Source organism: Odoribacter sp. Z80 (genome assembly GCF_009935865.1).
Classification (GTDB): Bacteria; Bacteroidota; Bacteroidia; order Bacteroidales; family Marinifilaceae; genus Odoribacter.
Genome location: NZ_QWEL01000002.1, coordinates 219,059 through 240,931 on the forward strand (window position 1 = coordinate 219,059; position 21,873 = coordinate 240,931).

The 21,873-nt window shown below is 44.5% G+C and carries 23 protein-coding genes; 12 read left to right on the forward strand and 11 right to left on the reverse strand.

What is annotated here, in order from left to right; all coding sequences use genetic code 11:
• Positions 1–7: 7 nt before the first annotated feature.
• Positions 8–1,243, reverse strand: a complete 1,236-nt coding sequence (locus D1136_RS02720; RefSeq protein ID WP_161876087.1) for an ABC transporter permease — start codon at positions 1,241–1,243, stop codon at positions 8–10.
• A 197-nt stretch (positions 1,244–1,440) separates the two neighbouring features.
• On the opposite strand from D1136_RS02720, the gene D1136_RS02725 reads away from it, so the two are divergent.
• The 5 genes from D1136_RS02725 (at position 1,441) to D1136_RS02745 (ending at position 5,719) form a co-directional block, all read left to right on the forward strand.
• A complete protein-coding gene (locus D1136_RS02725) occupies positions 1,441–2,757 on the forward strand; it encodes a pyridoxal phosphate-dependent aminotransferase (RefSeq protein ID WP_161876088.1) in 1,317 nt (438 codons plus the stop codon).
• A gap of 196 nt (positions 2,758–2,953) precedes the next feature.
• Positions 2,954–3,181, forward strand: a complete 228-nt coding sequence (locus D1136_RS02730; RefSeq protein ID WP_161876089.1) for a ferredoxin family protein — start codon at positions 2,954–2,956, stop codon at positions 3,179–3,181.
• 61 nt (positions 3,182–3,242) lie between these two features.
• On the forward strand, positions 3,243–4,322 hold the full coding sequence (locus tag D1136_RS02735) for a 3-methyl-2-oxobutanoate dehydrogenase subunit VorB (RefSeq protein WP_161876090.1): 1,080 nt from the start codon (positions 3,243–3,245) through the stop codon (positions 4,320–4,322).
• A 50-nt stretch (positions 4,323–4,372) separates the two neighbouring features.
• Complete coding sequence (locus tag D1136_RS02740; RefSeq protein ID WP_161876091.1) at positions 4,373–5,134, forward strand: thiamine pyrophosphate-dependent enzyme; 762 nt, start codon at positions 4,373–4,375, stop codon at positions 5,132–5,134.
• Positions 5,135–5,167: 33 nt separating this feature from the next.
• Complete coding sequence (locus D1136_RS02745; protein ID WP_161876092.1) at positions 5,168–5,719, forward strand: 2-oxoacid:acceptor oxidoreductase family protein; 552 nt, start codon at positions 5,168–5,170, stop codon at positions 5,717–5,719.
• Between the two features lie 55 nt (positions 5,720–5,774).
• Here the strand turns inward: D1136_RS02745 and D1136_RS02750 are convergent, their stop codons facing one another.
• Together D1136_RS02750 and D1136_RS02755 are read right to left on the reverse strand one after the other, a co-directional pair.
• The gene (locus D1136_RS02750) at positions 5,775–5,912 is read right to left on the reverse strand and encodes a hypothetical protein (protein WP_161876093.1); all 138 of its coding nucleotides are present in this window, start codon (positions 5,910–5,912) and stop codon (positions 5,775–5,777) included.
• Between the two features lie 94 nt (positions 5,913–6,006).
• The gene (locus tag D1136_RS02755; RefSeq protein ID WP_161876094.1) at positions 6,007–6,462 is read right to left on the reverse strand and encodes a DUF4268 domain-containing protein; all 456 of its coding nucleotides are present in this window, start codon (positions 6,460–6,462) and stop codon (positions 6,007–6,009) included.
• Between the two features lie 175 nt (positions 6,463–6,637).
• Between D1136_RS02755 and D1136_RS02760 the strand changes: the two genes are divergently transcribed.
• Positions 6,638–7,243 (forward strand): ribonuclease HII, encoded by a 606-nt coding sequence (locus tag D1136_RS02760; protein ID WP_161876095.1) that lies wholly within the window; start codon positions 6,638–6,640, stop codon positions 7,241–7,243.
• A gap of 56 nt (positions 7,244–7,299) precedes the next feature.
• Positions 7,300–8,802 (forward strand): GH3 auxin-responsive promoter family protein, encoded by a 1,503-nt coding sequence (locus D1136_RS02765; RefSeq protein WP_161876096.1) that lies wholly within the window; start codon positions 7,300–7,302, stop codon positions 8,800–8,802.
• A gap of 47 nt (positions 8,803–8,849) precedes the next feature.
• Here the strand turns inward: D1136_RS02765 and D1136_RS02770 are convergent, their stop codons facing one another.
• Positions 8,850–11,036, reverse strand: coding sequence for a glutamine synthetase III (locus D1136_RS02770; protein ID WP_161876097.1), 2,187 nt, complete (start codon positions 11,034–11,036; stop codon positions 8,850–8,852).
• A gap of 319 nt (positions 11,037–11,355) precedes the next feature.
• Here D1136_RS02770 and D1136_RS02775 point away from each other — a divergent pair, with 319 nt between their 5' ends.
• The 3 genes from D1136_RS02775 (at position 11,356) to D1136_RS02785 (ending at position 13,609) form a co-directional block, all read left to right on the forward strand.
• A complete protein-coding gene (locus D1136_RS02775; RefSeq protein WP_161876098.1) occupies positions 11,356–11,859 on the forward strand; it encodes a pyridoxamine 5'-phosphate oxidase family protein in 504 nt (167 codons plus the stop codon).
• 68 nt (positions 11,860–11,927) lie between these two features.
• A complete protein-coding gene (locus D1136_RS02780; RefSeq protein WP_161876099.1) occupies positions 11,928–12,791 on the forward strand; it encodes a pyridoxamine kinase in 864 nt (287 codons plus the stop codon).
• Positions 12,788–13,609: an HAD-IIB family hydrolase gene (locus D1136_RS02785; RefSeq protein ID WP_161876100.1), complete on the forward strand. Its 822-nt coding sequence runs from the start codon at positions 12,788–12,790 to the stop codon at positions 13,607–13,609. The genes D1136_RS02780 and D1136_RS02785 overlap by 4 nt, the downstream gene beginning before the upstream one ends.
• Here the strand turns inward: D1136_RS02785 and pyrF are convergent.
• The 4 genes from pyrF to D1136_RS02805 are packed head-to-tail and all read right to left on the reverse strand — an operon-like array spanning position 13,606 to position 17,019.
• Positions 13,606–14,433 carry an orotidine-5'-phosphate decarboxylase gene (gene pyrF, locus D1136_RS02790; protein WP_161876101.1) on the reverse strand — a complete coding sequence of 276 codons (828 nt, stop codon included), beginning with the start codon at positions 14,431–14,433 and terminating at the stop codon, positions 13,606–13,608. The two genes, D1136_RS02785 and pyrF, sit on opposite strands and share 4 nt — an antisense overlap.
• Before the next feature lie 42 nt (positions 14,434–14,475).
• Entirely contained in the window at positions 14,476–15,582 is a 1,107-nt protein-coding gene (gene prfA, locus D1136_RS02795; RefSeq protein ID WP_161876102.1) for a peptide chain release factor 1, read from the reverse strand.
• Between the two features lie 45 nt (positions 15,583–15,627).
• Positions 15,628–16,659, reverse strand: coding sequence for an NAD-dependent epimerase/dehydratase family protein (locus D1136_RS02800; RefSeq protein ID WP_161876103.1), 1,032 nt, complete (start codon positions 16,657–16,659; stop codon positions 15,628–15,630).
• Between the two features lie 6 nt (positions 16,660–16,665).
• The gene (locus D1136_RS02805; RefSeq protein ID WP_161876104.1) at positions 16,666–17,019 is read right to left on the reverse strand and encodes a YraN family protein; all 354 of its coding nucleotides are present in this window, start codon (positions 17,017–17,019) and stop codon (positions 16,666–16,668) included.
• 162 nt (positions 17,020–17,181) lie between these two features.
• Between D1136_RS02805 and D1136_RS02810 the strand changes: the two genes are divergently transcribed.
• Positions 17,182–18,006 (forward strand): glycogen/starch synthase, encoded by an 825-nt coding sequence (locus D1136_RS02810; protein ID WP_161876105.1) that lies wholly within the window; start codon positions 17,182–17,184, stop codon positions 18,004–18,006.
• Positions 18,007–18,076: 70 nt separating this feature from the next.
• On the opposite strand, the gene galE is transcribed toward D1136_RS02810, so the two are convergent.
• Entirely contained in the window at positions 18,077–19,096 is a 1,020-nt protein-coding gene (gene galE, locus D1136_RS02815) for a UDP-glucose 4-epimerase GalE (protein ID WP_161876106.1), read from the reverse strand.
• A gap of 130 nt (positions 19,097–19,226) precedes the next feature.
• On the opposite strand from galE, the gene D1136_RS02820 reads away from it, so the two are divergent.
• On the forward strand, positions 19,227–19,970 hold the full coding sequence (locus tag D1136_RS02820) for a hypothetical protein (RefSeq protein WP_161876107.1): 744 nt from the start codon (positions 19,227–19,229) through the stop codon (positions 19,968–19,970).
• On the opposite strand, the gene pssA is transcribed toward D1136_RS02820, so the two are convergent.
• Together pssA and D1136_RS02830 are read right to left on the reverse strand one after the other, a co-directional pair.
• Positions 19,951–20,694, reverse strand: a complete 744-nt coding sequence (pssA, locus tag D1136_RS02825) for a CDP-diacylglycerol--serine O-phosphatidyltransferase (protein ID WP_161876108.1) — start codon at positions 20,692–20,694, stop codon at positions 19,951–19,953. The genes D1136_RS02820 and pssA overlap by 20 nt on opposite strands.
• Positions 20,695–20,732: 38 nt before the next feature.
• The gene (locus tag D1136_RS02830; RefSeq protein WP_161876109.1) at positions 20,733–21,782 is read right to left on the reverse strand and encodes a DUF1573 domain-containing protein; all 1,050 of its coding nucleotides are present in this window, start codon (positions 21,780–21,782) and stop codon (positions 20,733–20,735) included.
• Positions 21,783–21,873 lie beyond the last annotated feature (91 nt).

Consider the following 21,873-nt stretch of genomic DNA (forward strand, 5'->3'; position numbering starts at 1 on the left):
TTATTCTCTATTCAAACCGTATCGCTTTAATCGGGGTAATCCGGGACACTAACATTGCCGGCGCCAGCAACATCAGGACAGATATACACCACACTCCCGCATTCAAAAGTAAAATATACCAGATATTAAAATATACAGGCACTGTGTCCATATAATAAGAAAGAGGGTCCAGCCGGATGAGCCGGAAATAATACTGAATACCGCCCAACACCAATGCCAGTACATTTCCCGCAATCATTCCCCGTCCGATTAATCCCAGCGCCACATATAAAAATACTCTCTTTAAAGAAACATTCCGGCAACCCATAGCCTTCAATATCCCAATCAAAGCCGTTTTATCCAAAATAAAAATCAGCAAACCGGAAACCATATTAAATCCGGCTACCACCACAATCAAGGTTAAAATCACCCACACATTCATATTGATCAGGTTTAACCAGTCAAAAATCTGTGTAGCAGTTTCCCACAACGAAGTAATTTTGTAAAAGCCATCCTCTCCGGCAACCGGCAAAATAGCATCCAGTTCAGCCTCCTTTTCCGGAATCTCCTCCATATCCTCCAACTCAATTCCGACCGCAGACACCTGGTCCGCTTCCCAACCGTTCAATTTTTGTAAATGCCGCAAATCGCACAATACGATCATATCGTCATACTCCCGGAACCCCGTATCATAAATCCCCTTCACCTGAAACACCCTCACACGGGGAGGGTCCTGGACGAAATGAGCCCTTACTTTCTCTCCCGGCTCCACACCTAACATCTGAGCCACTGAAACAGAAATCAATATATCATTGGAAGCTTTCGGGGTCTTCAAATCAGGATATTCCCCACTTTTCAAATGTTTCAGATAAAAATCAGGCAAATAAGCAGAATCAACGCCCTTCAATACCACCCCGTGGATTTCACTTTTACTTTTCAATATAGCAGGCATTGTCACATAAGGATATACCTGTTTAAGCGAAGACATCCGCCTAATGCCATTCAGAAGAGTATCATTCACCCGGATTTCGCTACCTGAATAGGAGTTATTATTTTCATAAGCCGTGACATTCAGATGAGACGAAAATCCAGACAACTTTGCCGTAATCTCTTTTTTAAAACCGGTAACAATAAAGACCGATAACAACATCACACATACCCCCAAAGCAATTCCTACCACTGCAATTTTTACAATGGGTACTGAAACAGCTTCTTTCTCACCTCCTTTCAGCAGTTTTCTCGCTATAAACCACTCCAAATTCAAGGACAAAATTTCTTTTAATAACCCACAAATTTAAAGGAAAATAATCAAAGATTAAAAAAAAGAGAACGATTTCAATACATCACCCGCAATCGTTATAAATTTAATTAATTATAAGTTAAATTAGCCATCAAATCGTATTTTTATCATTAATTTTTGTATTATTGTTTCAAAATGGAAGAAACAAACAACATTTGTACATGCAAAATAATCTCATTCAACCCGGACTAATAGAAGAAACTCTCACCCAATGCGGTATAAGCTCTTTGGATAATGCTTCTATCCGCGACATTGTAAAAGCGGTTAACCTTTTGGAACAAGCTACAGGTGAAAAATTCATCCGAATGGAAATGGGAGTACCCGGCTTACCCCCTTCCCGAACCGGAACAGAAGCGGAAATCCATGCTTTAGAACAGGGTGTTGCACAATTTTATCCCATGCTGGAAGGTTATCCCTTACTTGCCCGGGAAGCCTCACGATTCATCAAAAATTTCATGGATATAGATATCCAACCCCAGGGAATTATTCCGACCGTAGGCGCTATGCAGGCTTCATATACAGCCTTTATGGCTTTGACTGAATGCCGGCGGGGAAAAGACACGGTATTATTCATTGACCCGGGCTTCCCTGTCCAGAAAACCCAATTGGAAGTCATCGGGAAACCTTATATTGCTTTCGATATATATGAGTACCGGGGCGAAAAGTTGGAAGCAAAATTACGGGAATACTTAGACCAGGGAAATATAGCTACCATTGTTTACAGCAATCCAAACAATCCGTCCTGGGTGTGCCTGACAGAACAAGAGCTTCAGATTATCGGGAAATTAGCCACCGAGTACGATATCATTATTCTGGAAGACCTGGCTTACTTTGCCATGGACTTCCGGCAAGACCTCTCAGAACCGGGGAAGCCTCCCTTTCAACCTACCGTAGCCAAATATACCGACAATTATATTTTCATGATTTCCAGTTCCAAGCTGTTCAGTTATGCAGGCCAACGGCTGGGATTATTATGCATCTCTGATGCCCTCTTTCATAAAAAATACGAACACCTGAAAGAAAGGTATAAATCAGAAGAATTAGGGTATACCATTACTTACAAACTGATTTATACCCAGACCTCAGGCACTGCCCATTCCCCCCAGTATGCCCTCACTGCCATATTAAAGGCCGCCAACAAAGGACAACTCAACATTCTGAGCACCACGCGGGAATATGGCACACGCGCCGAAAAAATAAAAAAAATCTTTAAAGAAGCCGGCTTCCGCATCGTTTACGAAAAAGACGGAAAAGAAGACATTGCGGATGGATTTTATTTTACCATGATATACCCGGGATATACCGGAGGAGAACTGGCAAAAGAACTACTACACTACGGTATTTCTTCCATCACCTTACAGGGATGCGGCAGCAGCCGGGCAGGTTTGCGGATGTGCGTCTCCCAAATCGGAATGGACAAAATAAAAATTCTGCAAAAAAGAATAGACAAATTCAAACAAGACCATCCACAAACCTGATTTTTTCACACCGCCAACAGGCCTGTGCAAAAAAAGAATCTTTTTTCTTCACATTCCCAGGCAGAATGTGAAAGATTAAAAAATAAAATAATCTTTTTTGGGGATTTTCATTTTAAAATATAATTTTATAGCGAAAAGCAATTATAAAGCGTAATAAAAATATACAAATATTCGAAAAATTATAATTTTAAAAACTATGGCAAAATTTAAAGGAGCTATCGTTGTGGACATAGAGCATTGTAAAGGATGCAGTTTGTGCGTGGTGGCGTGTCCGACCCATGTGATTGATCTAAATCCGGACGTAAACGGTAAAGGCTACCATTACGCCTATATGAAAAATCCGGACGCCTGCATCGGCTGTGCCAGTTGCGGACTGGTGTGTCCCGATTCCGTCATCAGCGTGTATAAAAAAGCAGTTGAGTGACAAACATGAAGATTCTAATTACCCGATTACAGGTAGATATAAATAACAAAATAACTAAAATATGGCAGAAGTAAAATTAATGAAAGGTAATGAAGTCATTGCAGAAACCGCCATCCGATGCGGTTGCGATGGTTACTTTGGTTACCCGATTACCCCACAATCTGAAGTCATGGAAACACTGATGTTGCGCAAACCGTGGGAAGAAACAGGAATGGTAGTCCTTCAGGCTGAAAGTGAATTAGCCGCTATCAACATGGTATATGGCGGTGCATCCTGCGGGAAAAAAGTAATGACTTCCTCGTCAAGCCCCGGGATCAGTCTGAAACAAGAAGGGATCACTTACATTGCGGGTGCCGAATTACCTTGTCTGGTTGTGGATGTCATGCGCGGAGGCCCTGGCCTGGGCACCATCCAGCCTTCACAGAGCGACTATTTTCAGGCCACCAAAGGAGGAGGTCACGGAGACTATCACCTGATTGTCCTGGCCCCTGCTTCCGTGCAGGAAATGAGTGACTTTGTCGTATTGGGATTCGAACTGGCTTTCAAATACCGGAATCCGGCTATGATACTGGCAGACGGAGTTATCGGACAGATGATGGAAAAAGTTGTTTTGCCGGATTATACCCCAAGATGGACGGACGAAGAAATCGAAAAGATTTCCGGCAGCTGGGCCCTCACCGGAAAGAAAAAACGCGAACGACACGTAATTACGTCCCTGGAGCTGGAAGCCCATCGTCAGGAAGTTTTCAATGAAAAACTGCAACGCAAATACCGCGAAATTGAAGCCAATGAAGTGCGTTATGAGGCCCTGTATTGCGAAGATGCCGACTATATCCTTGTCGCTTACGGTTCTACAGCCCGTATCTGCCAGAAATCCATTCAGCTCGCCCGCGAAGCTGGAATCAAAGTGGGACTCTTACGCCCCATCACTCTCTATCCGTTCCCATACCAACCCATTGCCGGACTTTGCTCGCAGGTAAAAGGTTTCATGTCTGTGGAAATGAGTGCAGGACAAATGGTTGAAGATGTACGGCTGGCAGTCGACGGTAAAGTGAAAGTAGACTTTTACGGACGTATGGGCGGTGTTGTCCCTACCCCGGAAGAGATTGTGGAGGCACTAAAAACTAAATTTATGATCTGATAAACGATAAATCGTCAGCAAATCAATCGTAAATCAAAAAAACGTTTCGTATGGAATTAACAGACATTATAAAAGAGGAAAACCTCGTGCTGAAAAAGAGCAGTCTCCTCACCGACAACATCATGCACTACTGTCCGGGATGTACACACGGAGTGGTTCATAAACTGATCGCAGAAGTAATTGAAGAACTGAACATCCAGGACCAGGCCATCGGTGTTTCTCCGGTAGGATGCAGTGTATTTGCTTACAATTATATCGACATCGACTGGGCAGAGGCAGCCCATGGACGCGCGCCGGCAGTAGCCACAGCCATCAGCCGGCTTCATCCGGAAAAATATGTTTTTACCTATCAGGGAGACGGTGACCTGGCCTCCATCGGATGTGCTGAAATCATGCACGCCTGCAACCGGGGAGAAAACATCGTAGTAGTCTTCATCAATAATGCCATCTATGGTATGACCGGCGGACAGATGGCCCCGACAACCTTGCTGGGACAAGTGACCGCCACCACCCCTTATGGCCGCGACGCCAAACTAAACGGCTTCCCGATGAAGATCACCGAATTGCTGGCACAACTTGACGGAACCTGCTACGTAACCCGCCAAAGTGCCGACACACCGGGCGCAGTCCGCAAGACTAAAAATGCCATCAGAAAAGCCTTCCAGAACACCCGTTTGCAGAAAGGCCTTTCTTTTGTAGAAGTAGTCGGGACCTGTAACTCCGGCTGGAAAATGTCACCTGTAGATGCCAATAAATGGATGCATGAACACATGTTTGCCAAATATCCGTTAGGAGACATCAAAGACATTTAAACTGAATATCATAAATTGTAAATTATAATTTTTATGACAGAAGAAATTATTATAGCAGGATTCGGCGGCCAGGGAGTACTTTCCATGGGAAAGATTCTCGCCTATTCCGGAATCATGCAAGACCAAGAAGTATCCTGGATGCCGTCTTACGGACCGGAAATGCGCGGAGGTACAGCCAACGTAACCGTCATCATCAGTGACGAACGGATCAGTTCTCCCGTATTGAATGCCTTCGATTCGGCCATCGTACTGAATCAGCAATCCATGGACAAGTTCGAGTCATTGGTAAAACCCGGAGGAACCCTGATTTATGACCCCAATGGGATCACCCATCATCCGACCCGAAAAGATATTAATATTTATCAGATAGAAGGTGCGCGGCTCACAGCAGAAGGCGGTAATCCGAAAATCTTCAATATGATTATCTTAGGAGGATTTTTAAAGGTAAAACCGATTATTAATCTGGACAACCTGGAAAAAGGATTGAGAAAATCCCTTCCTCCCCGTCACCATGACCTTATCCCGATGAACCTTGAAGCCGTACAGAACGGCATGAACCAACTTGTTACCATTCATCAGGTTTAACATTATTCTCCATAAGAGAAAAAGAGCCGTCCGGTTTCGGACGGCTCAATTCATATCAATAAGCTCCAATCTCCGCAAAAGCGGCTATTAAAGGGTCTTCCGGCGTATAATTGGAAAGACATTCCAAAGTAAAAGCCGTCAATTCCATAGGGCGAGGCAACTCTATATACTGTATTAAAGGATGGTTTTCCAAAGTATATTACATGAAAATTTTCTAATTTTTAATTTTCCAAATGAAAAGAATGGCCTGAAAATTCAGGCCATTTTTATTTACCCGCTCCTAATTATTATTCCTTCAATCGCTCACGGATCAAATCCCGGTATTCCCAATAAGCCTCTTCCAACAAAGGCATTTTCTCTGCAAAGAAAGCATAAATCTTATCCCAGTCCTCGCAACGGTACATATTCACATCCGCCAACTCAAAATAGATAGCACTAACTTTGCGTTCTCCCAATCCGCTATAATCTTCTTTCCAATTCAAATCTTCTCCGCAATCTGCCGCCATCAATTTACGGTAAGAAAAAAAACACTCATATACACGATAACGTTCCAAATCATTTTTATGGTCAATCTGAAACAAAACCAAGGCTTTTTGAGCGTCTGCATAAAACTTTAATTGAGTAGATTTGATTTTCACTCCGGTTAATACCCACTTTCTGTAAACCTGATGCGCAGAACAATAGTGCTTAAATCCCGCCCAGAAGTTAATTCTTAACTCTTTTAGCTCTTCTTTCGACCACATAAAATTGTTGAAAATTGAAAATTGAAAATTGAAAATGATTACATTTGCAAAGATACCTAAAATTGTAAACTTCAGATTAACGATTGCGATTATATCTGCTGGTTCTCCGGAAGAGCTAAAATTGGAATTTATAAAATCAGAATACCCTACAATTTTCAGGATTCACAGAAGAACTATGTTAGAAAAAAAATACAAATCCGATGCCATCGAGGCAGGTTGTGATGAGGCAGGCCGGGGATGTTTGGCCGGACCGGTAGTTGCTGCGGCCGTTATTTTACCTGAAAATTTTTCCAACGAACTGCTGAATGATTCCAAGCAACTCACCGAAAAACAAAGGGAGAAACTCCGTCCCGTCATCGAAAAAGAAGCTGTCGCCTGGGCTGTCGCCTTTGCAGACAATCATGAAATAGACCATATCAACATCCTGAATGCTTCTATTTTAGCCATGCACAGAGCACTGGACCAGCTTTCTGTCCGACCCGAACATATTATCGTCGATGGCAACCGATTCAAGAAATACGGCAAAATCCCTCACCTTTGCATCGTCAAAGGAGACGGGAAATACATGTCTATAGCAGCAGCTTCGGTATTAGCCAAAACCCATCGGGATGAATACATGAAACAACTTCATGAACAATTTCCCGTATATAACTGGAAAAAAAACAAAGGTTACCCCACCAAAGAACACCGGCAGGGAATAGAAATTGCGGGACCGACAGATTTCCATCGGTTAAGTTTTACATTACTTAATCCCCAATTAAGTCTCCAGTTTGATGACTAAACCTGTAAACAAACTGACTTATTGTTTCAAAATCGCTTCTAATTCCAGAATATTCTATGGCCTTTATCAATTCTATATTATCGCTGTTCACCCAAAAACGCCTGACCCAGATCGAATACTTCAAAAACAATCCGGTCAAAGTACAACGGAACACTCTTCAGGAACTGCTGGCCAAAGCAGCCAACACGGAATACGGCAGGAAATACCACTTCGACACGATCCTGACTGCCGAACAATACCGGGAAAGGCTACCGGTCATCCATTACGAAGAAATCAGCAATGACATACACCGCATGATGGAAGGCGAAAATAACATCCTTTGGCCGGAAGAAGTGAAATGGTTCGCTAAATCATCGGGAACGACAAATGCCAAAAGCAAATTCATCCCGGTAAGCCCGACAATATTGGAAGAAAGCCATTTCCGGGGAGGAAAAGACGTCATCGCCATCTTCAACAAACTCAATCCAGAAGCCCAGGTCTTTAGCGGTAAAACACTGGCACTGGGAGGCAGCAGCGAAGTCAGCCGGAGCAACAACAACTGTCAGTTCGGCGACCTCTCCGCCATCCTGATTTCAAACACTCCCTTCTGGGCGAATATGATGAAAACGCCTGACTCCTCCATCATGCTAATGAGCAACTGGGAAGAAAAAATTGAAAAAATATGCGAAACCACTGTCAAAGAAGACGTACGCTGCCTGGCCGGCGTCCCCTCCTGGTTTCTCACGGTGATAAACAAAATACTTGAAAAAACAGGGAAAGAAAACCTGCACGAAGTGTGGCCCAACTTAGAATTATTCATCCACGGAGGCATCAGCTTCACTCCCTACCGCGAACAATACAAACGCCTGCTCCCGCATCCGAAAATGAAATACATGGAGACCTACAATGCCTCCGAAGGATTTTTCGGTCTGCAGGACGACCCGGCAGATCCGTCTATGCTGCTTATGCTGGACTATGGGATATATTATGAATTCATGCCCATGAGCGAAATGGGAAAACAGTATCCCAGAACCCTGCTCCTCGAGGAAGTGGAACCCGGCGTCAATTACGCCATGATTATCACCACGAGCGGCGGCCTGTGGCGTTATATGATCGGCGACACCATCAGTTTCACCTCAACCAAGCCCTATAAATTCAGAATCACCGGACGCACCAAACTATTTATCAACGCATTCGGGGAAGAACTCATCATAGACAACGCAACGGAAGCCCTCAAACGCGCTTGCGAACAGACCGGAGCCAATGTGTTTGAATTTACGGCTGCCCCCGTTTTCATGGATGAAGGCCGAAAAGGTGCCCACGAATGGCTGATTGAATTTGACACCCCACCGGACAATCCGGAAAACTTTGCCGAGATCCTGGACCGGGAACTTCAAAAACTCAATTCTGACTATGAGGCCAAACGGTTATTATCCCTGGAACGCCTGAAACTGCATGTCGCCCGTCCGGGACTTTTCAACGACTGGTTGAAAGAAAAAGGCAAGCTCGGTGGTCAGCATAAAGTACCCCGCCTTTGGAACGACAGGACACACATAGACGAATTGCTAAAAATGAGATAACCCCCTTTAAACAACAATGAGCAGCTTCAAGCTGCTCATTTATTATATTACTTAAAAAACAACAACTCCCTATATTTCGGAAGCGGCCAGATTTCATCATCCACCAACAGCTCCAGTTTATCAATATGATACCGGATTCTGTCCAGATAGGGTAAAACGGTCCCTGAATAAACAGCGGCCCTTTCAACCTCGTTAGGAACAGTATTGTTAGCTACTTTACGGGCTTCAGTCATATCATCCACCAACGTACGGATTTCCTTGATATGAGCCGAGATCTCCTTAATCGCTTTCAACTGCACTTCTCCCACTTCGGCATAGACATCCGGCAAAATCTCCTTTAATCCCCGAACGTTATTAATCAATGTATTCTGATAAGAAATAGCCGTGGGAATAATGTGATTCAAAGCCAAATCCCCCAACACCCTCGATTCTATCTGCAACTTTTTCAGATAAATCTCATTCTTGATTTCATAACGGGCCTCCAGTTCGCGTTCCGTAAAGATACCGTTATCCACAAACAATTTTTTAGCTTTGGGCGTCAGATAAGCTTTCAACGCCCCGACACAGTCACTGTTCACCGAAAGCCCTCTTCTTTCAGCCTCCTCCCTCCATTCCTTACTATATCCGTTTCCTTCAAAACGTATCTTCTTGCAGGCAATAATATATTTCCTGAGTACCTGAAAAATGGCCTCATCCTTCTTTACTCCTTTCTCAATCAACGCATCCACTTCACCCTTAAAAGTGAGCAATTGCTCAGCCACAGCTGTATTCAGGACAATCATCGCCCCACCGCAATTGGCAGAAGACCCCACCGCCCGAAATTCAAAACGGTTTCCCGTAAAAGCAAAAGGCGAAGTACGGTTACGGTCCGTATTATCACGCATAATCTCCGGAATCTTCCCTACGTTCAGTTTCAACTCCGTTTTTTCATCCGGACTCATTCTCTTGCTGCTCACTTTTTGCTCAATCTCATCCAGAATCGAATCCAACTGCTGACCCAAAAATACGGACATAATCACCGGTGGGGCCTCATCTCCCCCCAGACGACGTTCATTCCCCAACGATACGATGCAAGCCTTCAGTAAAGCTTCCTGCTCCAGGACAGCTTTCGTGGTTGTGACCAGAAACACCAAAAATTGCATATTCGATTTGGGATTCTTGCCCGGCGACAACAAATTCACCCCGGTATCCGTCAGTAAAGACCAGTTGTTATGCTTGCCCGAACCATTGATTCCTTTGTACGGTTTCTCATGCAGCAACACCCTGAACTTATGTCGTCTTGCAATGCGCTTCATCGTTGACATCAATAGCTGATTGTGGTCGACCGCCAGGTTCGCCTCCTCAAAAATAGGGGCCAGTTCAAACTGGTTGGGTGCACACTCATTATGCCGTGTCTTCGCCGGAATCCCCAAACGGTGACATTCATATTCCAGTTCATCCATAAAAGCATTCACCCGCTCGGGAATAGCACCGAAATAATGGTCCTCCAACTGCTGGTCTTTAGCTGCCGAATGTCCCATCAGGGTCCGCCCGCACAACTTCAAATCCGGACGGGCATTGAACAAAGCCTCGTCCACCAAAAAATATTCCTGTTCCCAACCCAAGGTTGCCACCACTTTCTGCACATCCTTGTCAAAATACTGGCACACACCAACCGCCGCCTTGTCAATCAAAGCCAAAGCTTTCAGCATGGGCGTCTTGTAGTCCAGTGCCTCCCCCGTATAAGCTACAAACACCGTAGGAATACAAAGGGTATTATTATTAATAAAGGCAGGTGAGCCCGGGTCCCAGGCCGTATACCCCCGCGCCTCAAACGTATTGCGGATACCGCCATTCGGGAAACTGGACGCATCCGGTTCCTGCTGCACTAACATCCGGCCGTCAAAAGCCTCAATGATGGAACCGTTCTTCTGCAAATCAATAAAACCGTCGTGCTTCTCTGCTGTAGCCCCGTTCAAAGGATGAAACCAGTGGGTATAATGAGTCGCCCCCTTCTCCACCGCCCACGCTTTCATGGCGGCAGCCACCTGGTCCGCCAGCCCCCGGTCAATCACCCCACCCTCTGACATCACCTTCTCCAGCTTTTTAAAAGCTTCTATTGACAGGTATTGACGCATCTTATCAACGGTCAACACGTCACACCCGAAAATTTCGGACACCCTTCGCCGTTCCCCCACATCCACCGGCTTACGATTCGAAAGTTCCTCTAATGCAGAAAATCTGATTTTTGCCATAAATTATCATTTTTAGGATTACACCCCCCATTTTTATGATGCAAATTTAAAAATAATATTTATTTTTTGTCACCATACCCCATAATTTTTATACACATATGCAATATATTATCTTTTCATCTTACAAAAAAAAAAAAAAAAGAATGACACAACAACCAAATCATTTCCGGTACGGAAAACTTTTTCATTTTTACCGGAAATAGAAATAATCGCAACGATGCCCTGCAATAATTACCGGAAAAATGAATAAATTTGTAACTTCTTAGAAGGAGTCGCCGAGAATTCTTGCAGCCCTCAAATCTTAAAATTATATCACTACATGAACTTCCGGGAAATGAGGCGTAAACGCCAACAGCTCACAAAAGAAAGGTGTATCGAAATCCTAAAAAATGCAACATCCGGCACTTTAGCTCTGCTCGGAGATAATGGTTATCCGTACGCAGTACCCATCAGTTTTGTATATAGTAACGGTAAATTATTCTTTCACAGCGCATTGTCCGGTCACAAAATAGATGCTATCCGAAACCATGACAAAGCTTCTTTTTGCGTAACAGAACGAGATGACGTTCAGCCAGAGAAATTCACAACATTTTTTCGCAGTGTCATAGCATTTGGCAAAATTCACATCATTGAATCCTCATCTGAAAAACTAAAGGCGGCTTATACACTTGGGATTAAATATAATCCAAATGATGAGATTGGTTTGCACAGAGAAATAGACAAAGGATTCACACACATGCTTATGATTTGTCTTGATATTGAACACCTGACCGGGAAAGAAGCCATTGAATTGATTGCAGGCCCATCGGGCAATGATTGTTAAATCATCAACAGACAACATTCGTTCTGCATTTCAAATCCACTTTCGTTTCTTTGTCATATCTTTGCAACATGAAAAAAATCGCAGCAATTCACGACCTTTCCGGTTATGGCAGGGCTTCTCTGACTGTAGCCATACCCATTTTATCCTATATGGGCTACCAGGTATGCCCGCTACCCACGGCCATTCTCTCCGCCCACAGCGAATACCCGGACTTCCGCAGTTTCGACCTCACGGACCAAATGCAACCCATCATCGACCATTGGAAAGAACTCGATTTACACTTTGACGCCCTCTATTCCGGTTATTTGGCCTCCTATCGGCAAATGCAGATTGTGGAACGTTTTTTCAACGACTTTAAAACCCCGGACAACTTCATATTGGTCGACCCCGTCCTGGGCGACCACGGGCAACTCTATCCCGGCATGGACGACGCTATGGTAAAAGGCATGCGGCAACTCTGCTCCCAGGCCAAAGTCATCACTCCCAACCTGACCGAAGCCGCTTTCCTGTCCGGTCGTCCCTACCGTCCGGACCTCACCCCCGAAGAAGCCTTCACATGGTGCCGCGAACTCAGCCAACTGGGACCGGAATACTGCATCATTACTTCCGCTCCCCCTGCGGAGAAAAACAAAAATATAGCGACAATCGCCTACAACAAAACGGACGGACGGATGTGGCGCGTTTGCAGCGACTATGTCCCGGCCACATATCCCGGCACGGGAGACGCGTTTGCCAGCGTAATCACCGGATGCCTGCTCAACGGTGACAGCCTGCCCGAAGCCATTGAACGGGCCGTACACTTTATCAACATGGGCATCAAAGCGACTTTCGGTTACAGCCATAATCCGCTGGACGGGATGAATCAGGAAAAAGTGCTTCACTACTTAGTGGAGCCGCTCCCTTATTTCACCTACGAACAAATCACCTTATGATACAAGCTATCATCTCGGACTTAGATGGCACGATTCTCCCCAAAGGAGGTAAAATAAGTTCCGAAACACTAGCCGCTTTCCAAAAGACAGGACAGAAAGGAATCCAACGCATCATCGCCACAGGCCGCAATTTATATTCGGCATTACAGGCCCTCCCTCCCGGATTTCCCATTGACTACCTCATATTTTCATCGGGAGCCGGGATATTAAAATGGCCGGACAGGCAAATGCTGTTCACACGCCACCTGAGCCGGCAGACCGCCCAGGAAATTGCCTGCTATTTATGGGACTATAACATCAACTTCACCATCCAGCAGGCCATCCCCGACAATCACCATTTCTATTATACCTCGATATACCCTCTGCACGAAGACTACAAACGCCGATTAGCCGCTTACAAACCTTTCGGCATCCCCATCTGCTCGCCCGACGGCATACAAAGCGAGGCGACACAGTTTGTCATGATTCTGGATGCTTCACAGATTCATTTACTGGAAAAAATCCGGAAAGACCTTGCCGGCTATTCGGTAGTGCGCTCCACCTCTCCGATAGACGCCAAAGCCGTCTGGATAGAGATATTTGCACCGGGTATCAACAAAGGCACTGCTTGCCTCCGCTTGCTGAAACAACTGGATATTCACCCCGAAGATTGTGCCGGATTAGGCAACGATTACAACGATGTTGATTTTTTAGACCTGTGCGGTACAGCTTTTTTAGTTGGGAATGCCCCTTTCCGTCTGAAACCTTACTACAAATCCGTTGCTTCAGACCGAAACAACGGATTTGCGGAATTTATAGACCGGGTTTTAATATCTTAAATAATGCCCTTTTCTTCAAGCAAACATGCCATATCCCCCTGAAGTTTCCGGGCTTCTTCCCCAGCACGGGCAGCAAAATTCTCGGTTTTATCCGCAAAAATAATACCGCGCGAAGAGTTGACAATCAAGCCGCAATGACTATTCATGCCATATTTCGCCACTTCTTCCAGACTGCCACCCTGCGCTCCCACTCCGGGCACCAAAAGAAAGTGATCGGGAACAATGGCACGGATACCGCCCAACATTTCAGCTTTGGTAGCCCCCACCACATACATCATGTTCTGTTTATCCCCCCATTCCTGGGATTTTTTCAGCACTTTCTCATACAATTTCTCCCCCTCACTATCAAAAAACTGGAAATCAAAAGCACCTTTATTAGAAGTCAAGGCCAGCAAAATCACCCATTTCCCTTCATATTGCAGGAAAGGAGTGACTGAGTCTTCGCCCATATACGGAGCCACTGTAATAGCATCAAAATCAAGCGTCTGCAAAAAGGCTTTCGCATACATCTGGGAGGTATTCCCGATGTCGCCCCGTTTCGCATCGGCAATGATGAAAACTTCCGGATATTCCGACCGGATGTATTTCACTGTCTTTTCCAAACTCAGCCACCCTTCCACACCCCGGCTTTCATAAAAAGCGATATTGGGTTTATAAGCAACAGCAAACTCTGCCGTCGCATCAACAATAGCTTTATTGAACTCAAAAACAGGATCTCCGGCCGTCAACAGATGAGCCGGAATTTTAGCGATATCGGAATCCAAACCGACGCAGAGAAAAGATTTTTTCTTTTTTATCTGCTCAAACAACTGAGTATAATCCATAATATCTGTATGTTAATTCATTTCCATTCACGATCTGCAAGCTTACAATCCGCTGGCTTTCAAACGTTCCGTATTTTCCTCGATTTGCAATTTCTCGATCACTTCATCCAAATCGCCGTCCAGGACAGCCTGAAGATTATAAAGTGTGAAATTAATCCGGTGGTCGGTCACTCGTCCCTGGGGATAGTTATAAGTACGGATTTTCGCCGAACGGTCGCCGGTGCTCACCATCGTCTTCCGTTTGGCAGAAATATCATCCATATATTTTTGGTGCTCACGGTCATAAATAAAAGTACGCAGACGCGCCAACGCCCGTTCTTTATTCTTCGGCTGGTCCCGGGTCTCCGTACATTCTATCAAAATCTCTTCCGATACACCGGTATTCGGATTTTTCCACATATAACGCAACCGCACTCCCGACTCCACCTTATTCACATTCTGCCCACCGGCACCTCCCGAACGGAACGTATCCCATTTTATCTCCCCTTCATTAATCTGTACATCAAACTCTTCCGCCTCCGGCAGTACAGCCACCGTCGCCGCAGAAGTATGTACCCGCCCCTGGGTTTCCGTTTCCGGCACCCGCTGCACCCGGTGCACACCGGATTCGTACTTCAAAACGCCGTATACATTATTTCCGGAAACACTGGCCACGATTTCTTTATATCCCCCGGCCGTACCCTCATTAAAGCTGGAAACCTCCAGCCTCCAGCCTCTCTTCTCACAAAACTTGACATACATCCGGAACAAATCCCCGGCAAACAAACAAGCCTCATCACCACCCGTTCCTCCCCGGATTTCCAGAATAGCATTCTTGCTATCCTCCGGGTCAGCAGGTATCAACAACATCTTGATTTCCTGCTCCATGGCTGGCAATTTTTCCGTCAATTCCGCCATCTCCTCCTCCGCCATCTCACACAATTCCGGATCCTTTTCCGTAGCTAAAATTTCTTTAGACTCCTCCAATGTACGTAACGCAACTTTATACTTATCACCCGCCGCCGTCACCTCCTCCAATTCCTTGTATTCTTTCGTCAGACGCACATAACGTTTCATATCCTGAATCACCTCAGGATCGGTTATCAGCTGTCCGATTTCTTTAAAACGAATATAAAAAGTCTCTAATTTCTCTAACAATGAATGGTCCATCTGCTGCGTTTTATGTTATCTCCGACAAAAGTATACAATAATGCGCTAATTTGAAAACCGATCAAGCCCCTCTCTGATATTCTTTATATACCCGACAGTTTCTTCCAGCGTATGAAAACGAAAATCCGGATACCGGTTTGAAATTTTAGCATTTGAATAAAACGACCGGTGTTGAGATGTGCGGGCCGTCTCCCGGGTAAAGGCCGGCCTTCTGCCGGCCAACCGCCCCACGACTGCCAAAAAACGCCAAACCACTTCCCCCATCCACGGTCTCAGATAAAAATAGGGCGGATGTTTCCCGTAAGCCCGTGCAATCACCGCAAACAACTCCCGGAAAGCATAATTGCCGCCATTCAGCACAAACCGTTCTCCTCGGACCATCCCGTCTTCTGCCAAACGCACCATCAACGCCACCACATCCCTCACGTCTACATATCCGGTCACACCACGCGGATAAACCGGAATTCCCCGGGCCGCAGCAGCAAATAAACGGCTACTGCTCCGGGTCCACACTCCTGGTCCCAGAATGACAGACGGACAGACGATCACAGCATCCAATCCCCGTCCTACAAACTCCCATACGATTTTTTCCGCATTGCCTTTACTCCAGGAGTACACAGAATGTTCTCTGCCCTCAATCACCGGTGTCGCTTCGTCAATCACCTCCATCTCCCGGACGGCATCCCCCAAAGCAGCTATCGAACTGACATAGCACAAACGGCAACCACACTCCAAACAAGCAGCCGCTATATTTTCCGTGCCACGCAGATTGGTTTCCTCCAACAAAACCCGGTCTCCCTCATCAAAAGAAACCATCGCCGCACAATGATACACCACCTCCGCCTGCCGGATGTAACCGACATAAGTTTCCGGTTTCAATACATCCCCTTCCACCCATCTTACTTCTTTCCATAACTCTTGCCCGCCCGGATAAAACCCAAAAACCTGAAATGCCCCTGCCAAATCGCTGCCAGCACGTTTCAAAGCACATACAGAGTGTCCCGTTTGAAGCAAATAGCAAATAAGATGACTTCCCAACAATCCGGTTGCTCCCGTTACAAAAACTTTATTACCCATAAAAATCTACTCAAATACCTGAATTACATCCGGAATATGCTCTATTTCTCCGCTTTCTCCACTCACAACCACCAAATCAAACCGCACCTCCCGTTCTATTCCCTTTGACCTGATATAAACGTCAGCCGCTTTCCGCAGGTTCCTTCTTTTCAGAAGGTCCAGCAATTCAGCCGGACGTTCCTCTTTCATTCGTCTGGTTTTCACCTCAACCACCACCAACCATCCATCTTTCAGACAAACAATATCCAACTCCTTATGTTTCCATCTCCAATTTCTTTCCAGAACAATATACCCCCTCTCCCGCAAATAATCTACAGCCTTTTGTTCTCCGAATTTTCCAAATTCATTATGTTCAGCCATTCAATACCACACCTCATTTATTATTTCTATTTCAAAAATAAACAAAAAAAACAAATCTTCTTCTCTTTCATTTACAAAACACTATACATCCCATTTTCACTCAGACCAATTTGATTTGTGAACATTTTTGACTATCTTTGTATGATTTTTGGAGAAAATACTATGGCGAAAAAAAAGATTCTTTTTATCTCTCAAGAGATCACTCCCTACTTACCGGAATCGGAAATGGCACATATCGGTCGTTACCTGCCCCAGGGGATTCAAGAAAAAGGAAAGGAAATCAGGACGTTTATGCCGCGTTACGGTTGCATCAATGAAAGACGCAACCAGCTTCACGAAGTCATTCGCTTATCCGGCATGAACCTGATTATTAATGATACCGACCACCCTTTAATTATCAAGGTTGCCTCCATCCAATCGGCCCGCATGCAAGTATATTTCATTGACAATGAAGACTATTTTCAACGGAAACATGTGATTACCGATGACAAAGGCACTTTCTTTGCAGATAACGACGAACGCTCCATATTCTTTACCCGGGGAGTATTTGAAACAGTAAAAAAATTACGTTGGGCACCTGACCTCATCTACTGCCAGGGATGGTTTACCGCATTAGTACCTCTCTACCTGAAAAAAGAATACCATGAGGATCCGATGTTCGCCCACTCCAAAGTCGTCTTTTCCACCTATAACGACCAATTTGACGGAACCCTGCACAAAGACTTTGCCCAGAAAGTGTTAAGTGAAAACATTACTTCCAAAGACGTAAGCATAATAAGCGAACCGACCCATACCAATGTTAACAAACTGGCTTTCGACTATTCGGACGGAATTATTTTCAACAGCCAGGAAGTAGACCCCGAACTGAAAGAGTATGCGGCCAAAAGCGGCAAACCGATAACCGAATATACTACCCCCGAAGAGTATGTAAACACCTACTCCGCATTCTTTGACAAAATCCTGGAAAATACTCCATCTAAAAAATAATGCTTCCTATGTATAAATGAAACCGGCCGGAAACTTCATTTCCGGCCGGTTTCATTTCAGTATACACAAATCATTTCTCCATCAGATGCTTCTGCCATCTCCACGCATTAGCCAAAGTTTCCTCCAGCGGATTAACCGCTTTCCATCCCAATTCACTGTTGGCAAAAGAAGTATCCGCCCACACTTTCTCAATATCCCCGGCACGGCGTCCCACAATTTTATAATTCACTTTCTCACCGGTAGCTTTCTCAAAAGCACGGATCAAACCTAACACAGACACTCCGTTTCCGGTACCGATATTGAAATATTCATAATTATCCTTATTCTTCCCGTCCAAAAGGCGGCGAATCGCCACAACATGTGCTTTTGCCAGATCCACCACATCAATATAGTCACGGATAGCAGAACCGTCGGGGGTATCATAATCGTCCCCAAATACACTTAATTGTTCACGAATGCCTGCAACCGTCTGAGTCAGGAAAGGAATCAGATTGTTAGGCACACCGTTGGGCAGTTCACCAATCAAAGCAGACGGATGGGCTCCGATAGGATTGAAATAACGCAAAGCCAACAGATTCATCCCTTTCTCCACCTTAGCCAGATCACGTAAAATATCCTCACACATGGTTTTGGTATTTCCATAAGGAGACTCTGCCTGCTTCCGGGGAGTCTGTTCCGTAACCGGCAAAACATCAGCCTGACCGTAGACCGTACATGAAGACGAAAATACCAGATTCTTCACACCGAATTCGCGCATACCGTCCAAAACATTCATCAAAGAATTCAGATTATTGCGGTAATATTCCAAAGGCTTCTGCACAGATTCTCCAACAGCCTTTAAAGCAGCAAAATGAATGACTGCAACAACATCCCGATGACGGAAAAAAAAGTCCCGTACTTTTACAGCATCCGTTAAATCTATCTTTTCGAATTCGGGACGAATACCGGTAATTTTTTCAATACCGTCCAGCACGCCGATATTTGAATTACAAAGATTATCAACAATAACAACTTCAAAACCACTTTGTTGCAATTCTACAACTGTATGTGAACCGATATATCCGGTACCACCTGTTACAAATACCTTCATAAGGATAATTTTATTGTGTTTAACAAGAATCTATGCAAAGTAAGCAATAAATTACCAATATTTCGAAAAACGGAAGAAATTTCTAAGGATTATCTATACAAGTTACATTGATTTTTTCTACATTTGTACCATGCATAAGTTTATTGAATACATATCTGACTTACTCTTTTTGCACGATTGCGTAATTATTCCGGATTTCGGAGGATTTATCTGCAATTATAAAAGTGCTTATATAGACGAAAACAGCGGAATCATTTGTCCGCCGACTAAAGATATTTTATTCAACCGAAACTTAATTCACAACGACGGCTTATTGGTAAACTGGATTGCCGCCAAAGAAAATATCAGCTACGACAGGGCGACTAAACAACTGATGCTCTTTTGCGAAGAGCTGAAAATTAAATTAAATCAGAAACAACGTGTCGTATTCGGGGACATAGGAGTATTTTTTACCGACCGTCGGTTCAACATTATTTTCGAACCTACAAAAAATAACTTCTTCGCAGAGACTTTCGGAATGGAACCTCTTTCTTACGCTCCTTCAGAAAGTTCGGTCAAGAATGTTTCTTCCAGACCTCTGGTCTCTACCGCTCCGGACATGTCTTCCTATATCAACCTGGAGGCTTCCGGAAATATCTTCCACCGCCTTCTGAAATATGGTGTGGCGGCAGCAGTCGTTACAGGTATTGTGGTCATCACCCAACTGGATATTTTCCATTTCAGCCTTTCCGGCAAATTGCTGAACAGCTCAGGAATACACCCGGAATTACCCTTGCTCCAAAACCAATCTTCCGGCAAAGCGGTTTGCAACACAGTTATATCCCCTTCACATGACTATGTTGATTATGACCCCATCAACGACTTGGGGTGGTAAATATTTTTCCCAACGTTTCCAATACAGCAAAAAAGATATACAGAGGAATGACCAAACTGATTATTCCTATACCCCAAATGCATGCAGCCACAATTAAGCAAATCAGATAACTGTAACGGATTTTGTTTTCTTTCCAGCCAAAACCTGAAATCTTCAATGAAAACATAGGCAGTTCACTAACCAGCAGAATAGATAACAATAAGACACTTGCCCCCAGAACATAAATATTCCCGAACAAATACCCATACCATTCCGGAGTATGAACCGATGCAAAAACAAGAGTCACCCAAAACAAGGCATTTGCAGGAGTGGGCATACCGATAAAAGAAGATACCTGCCGGACATCCAGATTGAATTTTGCCAACCGGAAAGCAGAAAAAACAGGAATCAACAAAGGAACAAATAATATGCCCTGTTCATAAACAGACAACAAAGCAATATCCCCTCCTCCTTCCGGGAAAAGTAAATTACGAATCAACAAATGAGCCAGCAAAGCCGGTGCCACCCCGAAACTGATGACATCAGCCAAAGAATCGAGTTCCTTTCCCATCTCCGACTTTACATGCAACAGACGGGCAACCATCCCATCAAAAAAATCAAACACCATCCCTGCCATAATAAAACAGGCCGCCCACATCATTTCACCATACAATGCCATAAACACCGCCGCCGTCCCCGAAACAGCATTCAGTCCCGTTATCAGATTGGGTATGTATTTCTTCATATTCCTGCAGTTTTAAAATCTTCCGGCCAACCCAAAGGTTATTGTATCTCCCCGTAAAACCGAAGCTTCAAATCCGGAGTGGCAGGACTATTGGTGATAACGCTGAGCACTGCGGTAACTTTCCCTTTATCCGCACCAGCCACTGTTTTCACCACAACCGCTGCCGTCTCTCCGGGCTTCAATTCCTGCCTGGCCACTTCTGCAGCCACCCGGTCGTCATTGGAATAAATCCGGTGAACTTTCAAAGGACTCTTCCCTGTATTTTTCAACTGAAAAGTAAACGTAGCAGATTGGGCAGAAATTGTCTGACCAAAATTATAATATTTCTTATCCACCTCAACAACAGGAGCCGTAGCAACATCCACTCCGGAAAAATCCTCTTCAATGTATACGGAAACCGGCAACACATATTTATTTCCATCCACCAACATAGTCACCTGTTCCCTGTTCAGACCGAAATCACCATGCAAAGCAGAATGATAAGAAGCCTTGATGACCGCCTGCCCTTTATCCGGTATCTGCCCCGGTTCAATACTCATCTGAAGATGAGCTGGCAGAGCGGCAAAACTAACGCTAACGGACTTTCCGGCATTATTCAATACTCCCATCTGAATCTGTTTCACCAAGCCTTTATGTATTTTCATAAAAGAAACATCTTCCAAAGGTAAACGCAGACCAGAAGCCAGTTCATAAGGATAATCATCCAGGACAGTCCGGGTCTTGCCCTCTACAGTCCCTTTGATTTTCAATTCAACCACTGCAGTCCGGGAATTGGAATAAACCGTAACCGTTTTATCAAAATATCCCGGACGGTCTTTCGGATTAAAAGTAGCTTTTATAAATCCCCGCTTCCCCGGTAATACAGGCTGTTTGGTCCATTCGGGTGAAGTACATCCGCAAGAAGATTCCACATTCTTAATCAACACCGGTGAAGAACCGGTATTAACGAACTCAAAATCATAGGCAACCGGGCCATCTACTTCTTTGATTGAACCAAAATCATGTACCCGCTTATCAAATTGCATCACAGCCTGTGAAAAAACAGAAAAAAAAGAAAACAGAAAAATGACAGAAAAAATTCCTTTCATATCTCAGATACTTTAATAAACCATCAGATTCTTCAAATGAAATACGAAAATAATTCTTTTTCTCTAAGATTTCCACGATTCAAGAATAAAT

Coding starts and splice junctions, on each gene's coding strand:
- D1136_RS02735 (WP_161876090.1), top strand. CDS start 3,243: ATGGCAGAAGTAAAATTAATGAAAGGTAATGAAGTCATTGCAGAAACC.
- prfA (WP_161876102.1), bottom strand. CDS start 15,582: ATGGACCATTCATTGTTAGAGAAATTAGAGACTTTTTATATTCGTTTT.
- D1136_RS02780 (WP_161876099.1), top strand. CDS start 11,928: ATGAAAAAAATCGCAGCAATTCACGACCTTTCCGGTTATGGCAGGGCT.
- D1136_RS02805 (WP_161876104.1), bottom strand. CDS start 17,019: ATGGCTGAACATAATGAATTTGGAAAATTCGGAGAACAAAAGGCTGTA.
- D1136_RS02730 (WP_161876089.1), top strand. CDS start 2,954: ATGGCAAAATTTAAAGGAGCTATCGTTGTGGACATAGAGCATTGTAAA.
- D1136_RS02830 (WP_161876109.1), bottom strand. CDS start 21,782: ATGAAAGGAATTTTTTCTGTCATTTTTCTGTTTTCTTTTTTTTCTGTT.
- galE (WP_161876106.1), bottom strand. CDS start 19,096: ATGAAGGTATTTGTAACAGGTGGTACCGGATATATCGGTTCACATACA.
- D1136_RS02810 (WP_161876105.1), top strand. CDS start 17,182: ATGGCGAAAAAAAAGATTCTTTTTATCTCTCAAGAGATCACTCCCTAC.
- D1136_RS02745 (WP_161876092.1), top strand. CDS start 5,168: ATGACAGAAGAAATTATTATAGCAGGATTCGGCGGCCAGGGAGTACTT.
- D1136_RS02820 (WP_161876107.1), top strand. CDS start 19,227: ATGCATAAGTTTATTGAATACATATCTGACTTACTCTTTTTGCACGAT.
- pyrF (WP_161876101.1), bottom strand. CDS start 14,433: ATGGATTATACTCAGTTGTTTGAGCAGATAAAAAAGAAAAAATCTTTT.
- D1136_RS02785 (WP_161876100.1), top strand. CDS start 12,788: ATGATACAAGCTATCATCTCGGACTTAGATGGCACGATTCTCCCCAAA.
- D1136_RS02765 (WP_161876096.1), top strand. CDS start 7,300: ATGGCCTTTATCAATTCTATATTATCGCTGTTCACCCAAAAACGCCTG.
- D1136_RS02775 (WP_161876098.1), top strand. CDS start 11,356: ATGAACTTCCGGGAAATGAGGCGTAAACGCCAACAGCTCACAAAAGAA.
- pssA (WP_161876108.1), bottom strand. CDS start 20,694: ATGAAGAAATACATACCCAATCTGATAACGGGACTGAATGCTGTTTCG.
- D1136_RS02760 (WP_161876095.1), top strand. CDS start 6,638: ATGTTAGAAAAAAAATACAAATCCGATGCCATCGAGGCAGGTTGTGAT.
- D1136_RS02755 (WP_161876094.1), bottom strand. CDS start 6,462: ATGTGGTCGAAAGAAGAGCTAAAAGAGTTAAGAATTAACTTCTGGGCG.
- D1136_RS02725 (WP_161876088.1), top strand. CDS start 1,441: ATGCAAAATAATCTCATTCAACCCGGACTAATAGAAGAAACTCTCACC.
- D1136_RS02770 (WP_161876097.1), bottom strand. CDS start 11,036: ATGGCAAAAATCAGATTTTCTGCATTAGAGGAACTTTCGAATCGTAAG.
- D1136_RS02740 (WP_161876091.1), top strand. CDS start 4,373: ATGGAATTAACAGACATTATAAAAGAGGAAAACCTCGTGCTGAAAAAG.
- D1136_RS02800 (WP_161876103.1), bottom strand. CDS start 16,659: ATGGGTAATAAAGTTTTTGTAACGGGAGCAACCGGATTGTTGGGAAGT.